The organism is Mycobacterium simiae, assembly GCF_008370645.1.
Classification (GTDB): domain Bacteria; phylum Actinomycetota; class Actinomycetes; order Mycobacteriales; family Mycobacteriaceae; genus Mycobacterium; species Mycobacterium simiae_A.
Window position 1 is genome coordinate 1 of the sequence record NZ_VTZN01000317.1, and the last position, 2806, is coordinate 2806.

Below are 2806 nucleotides of genomic sequence, written 5' to 3' on the forward strand. Positions count from 1 at the left end.
GCCGCCCGGGCCGCCACCGCCGCCGCGGCCTCGCGCCGGGCGGTCTCGGCGTCGGCGCGGGCGCGGTCGACGGCGGCGTCGCGCTCGGCGAGCTGGGCGGCGTGGCCGGTCTGGGCGCCGGCCAGCTCGTCGCGCGCCGCGGCGACCGCGGCGTCGGCCTCCTGGCGCACGCGCGCCAGCTCGGCGGCGAGCTCCTCGCGCACCCGGACGGCTTCGGCCAGCGCCTCCTCGGCCACCGCATCGGCCTCCTGGCGTTGCTGCTCGGCGACCCCGGCGCGTTCCTCGGCCAGTCGCGTGGCCCGCTCGGCGGCCGAGGCCCGCCGCTCGGCCTCGGTGACCTTGGCCAGCGCCTCCCGGTGGGCGTCTTCGACCTCGGCGGCCGCGGCCTCGACATCGCCGGCGCTGCCGATGGTGGCGAGCACGCCGTCGAAGTAGTCGCGGAGCTCGCCCAGCTTGGCGGGCAGGTCGGCGAGCTGCTGTTCCAGCGTGGCCCGGGCCATCGAGACCGGCGCGGGCGCGGGCTGGTCGGTGGCCACGGCCGTGGCGGGGCGCTGGCTGCGCCGCGCCCGCCACGCATTGGCCCGGTTGTGCACCGGGCCGCCGCCGGGATCGGGCTGTTCGCAGTACAACGACGGCCGTCCGGTCGCCGGGTCGGGCCGGCTGGGCCGGCCACAGCCGGGATAGCGGCACGGTTCGCTGCTCGGAGGTGCATCGCCCATGCGTCGCAGAGTAGCAGGTTTCGTTCGCAGGCACGACTAAATACGAAACTAAACAACGAAATAACGTAACGTAACTAGGTACCCGGGGCGCAGATTGAACAGCGCGGGATGATTTCGGGGGTGCGGCCCCCCGGCGCAACCCGGACGGGGCCGGGTTGACCGAAGGCCCTCGTTCGCGCGCCGGGCCCCGTGAGCCGATTCGATAGCTGATCAGCTATCATCAATGTGTGGTGGTGATGGGACCTACGACGGCTGGCCAGGTGGAGCGACTGGCCGCAAACCTGCTGAAGCTCGCCCGCGCCAGAGTGGGCATGTCCCAGCGCGACCTCGCCGAAGCTGCCCACGTCGCGCAGTCGACCATTGCCCGCATCGAATCCGGTGCCAGGCAGCCCTCCCTTCCCGTGCTGGCGCGCATCCTGGCCGCGATCGATCTGGAGATGCGGATCACCCTCGAGGCGTACGACAGCCACGACGACGTCCTCGACGCCGAGCATGCCCGGCTATCCGCAGACCAGCGCGCGTCGCGACGGGCGGCGCAGGACCTGTTCGCCCAGGAGCTGCGCGGAAGCGTCGCAGGAGTGTGACCGGGCACGATGCATTCGATCCACGGCGCATCGTCGAAACGTTGAACCGGCATCACGTGGACTATGTGCTGGTCGGTGGATACGCCGCAGCGTTGTACGGCGCTCGCCGCCCGACGTATGACATCGACATCGCGCCGTCGACCGCACCGGATAACCTCCGACGCCTGTCGGGCGCACTTCGCGAACTCGGCGCCGGAATCCCGGGTGGACGGTCTGGCCGAGGGATTGCCGTTCGACAGCACCGCAGAATCGCTGCGGGGCATGCGGATGCTCAATCTACGAACACCGCTACTAGGCGACCTCGACCTGACGTTCGCACCAGCCGGATTCCCGGACGGCTATGACGGGCTACTGCCGGGCGCGCAACCACACAGCATTGGACACGTCACGGTCCACGTGGCCGGCCTCGACGACGTGATCAAATCCAAGACCGCCGCAGCCCGACCGAAAGACCTCGACGCCCTGCCAGAGCTCATCAAGATCGCGCAAGCTCGAAACAAGCGCGATCGCCGTGCTGAGCACTGAGATCGTCGTTTCCGTGGCTCTACGGACTCCGCGCGCGCAGCAAACATCGAAGCCAGCAACCGTCCGATTGGCGGCCCGCCTGCCCCAACACTCGCACCCGCTCACGGTCCCTTCCGGCGACCCCGCCGGTGCCGGGCCGGTCTACCAGTCCTCGCCCAGGGCTTTGAGGTCCTGCCACGAGGACGAGCCCTTGGCGAAGTACCGGTCGATGGCCTCCTGCGCCGCCTCCCGCAGCCGCAGGTTGCTGGCCCGCAGCACCTCGGTGATCAGCTCTTCGAGCTCGGTGTGGGTGTGGCCGGTCAGCGCCGTGGGATCGATGGACAGATCGCTCAGGTAGCCGTCGGCGTCCAGCGTGGCCCGCACCAGGTCGCCGATCGGGTCCAGCTCGACGGCCTGCTGCAGGGCGGCGTGGAACTGTGCGATCCGCGCCCGGGTCACCCGCAGGCCCTGCTCGATCGCGGCGACGTACTCGTCGTCGGTCATGCTCACCGGCGCTCCCCCGGACGCTCGCGGCCCTCGCGGCGCCCCTTGACGGGCTCGCTGTTGGGCGGCGCCACCACCTTGAGCTGGCGTTGCCGGTAGAGCCGCTCGGGCTGCTGGTCACCGGAGGCCCCGCGCGGTGCCCCCAGCGGGGGCGCCATCATCGGTCCCACCGCGCCCACGGCCGGCGCGCCCGCCTGCGGCGGCGGCCCCGCCGGGGCCGGCGCGGTCGCCGCAGCCGCGGTCGCCGGTGTCGCGGCGGCACCGGTCGGCGCCGACAGCGCGCCGGGCGCCCACGCCGGTTCGGTGTCACCGGACCCAGCACCACCAAACTCGCTGGGCGCCGCCGCGTCCCCGCCCGCCGGCGGTTCGGGCGGGGACGCGGCCTGCTGACCGCCGTCGGGTGGGCCGCCGCCACCCGGGGTTGGACCCAGTTCGCCCATCATCGGCCCCGCGACCTGACCGAGGCCCTGCACGGCCCGGTGGCCGGCGCCGGCC

The 2806-nt window shown here is 72.6% G+C and carries 3 protein-coding genes and 2 pseudogenes; 2 read left to right on the forward strand and 3 right to left on the reverse strand.

All coding sequences use genetic code 11. The features are described 5' to 3' along the window. A pseudogene (locus tag F0Q45_RS25250) lies at positions 1-719 on the reverse strand (hypothetical protein); the annotation flags it as partial. A gap of 236 nt (positions 720-955) precedes the next feature. Between F0Q45_RS25250 and F0Q45_RS25255 the strand changes: the two are divergent. Then, a complete protein-coding gene (locus F0Q45_RS25255) occupies positions 956-1303 on the forward strand; it encodes a helix-turn-helix transcriptional regulator (protein WP_149656486.1) in 348 nt (115 codons plus the stop codon). Positions 1304-1507: 204 nt separating this feature from the next. Further along, entirely contained in the window at positions 1508-1828 is a 321-nt protein-coding gene (locus F0Q45_RS25260) for a hypothetical protein (RefSeq protein WP_149656484.1), read from the forward strand. Between the two features lie 141 nt (positions 1829-1969). Here F0Q45_RS25260 and F0Q45_RS25265 read toward each other — a convergent pair whose 3' ends face one another. Together F0Q45_RS25265 and F0Q45_RS28165 are read right to left on the reverse strand one after the other, a co-directional pair. Continuing rightward, positions 1970-2311 carry a YbaB/EbfC family nucleoid-associated protein gene (locus F0Q45_RS25265; RefSeq protein ID WP_149656485.1) on the reverse strand — a complete coding sequence of 114 codons (342 nt, stop codon included), beginning with the start codon at positions 2309-2311 and terminating at the stop codon, positions 1970-1972. 2 nt (positions 2312-2313) lie between these two features. Then, positions 2314-2806 (reverse strand): annotated as a pseudogene (locus tag F0Q45_RS28165) (hypothetical protein); the annotation flags it as partial.

What these genes read in the sequence shown, in the direction of transcription:
- F0Q45_RS25255 (WP_149656486.1), top strand. Translation starts at nt 956, where the DNA reads ATGGGACCTACGACGGCTGGCCAGGTGGAGCGACTGGCCGCAAACCTG.
- F0Q45_RS25265 (WP_149656485.1), bottom strand. Translation starts at nt 2,311, where the DNA reads ATGACCGACGACGAGTACGTCGCCGCGATCGAGCAGGGCCTGCGGGTG.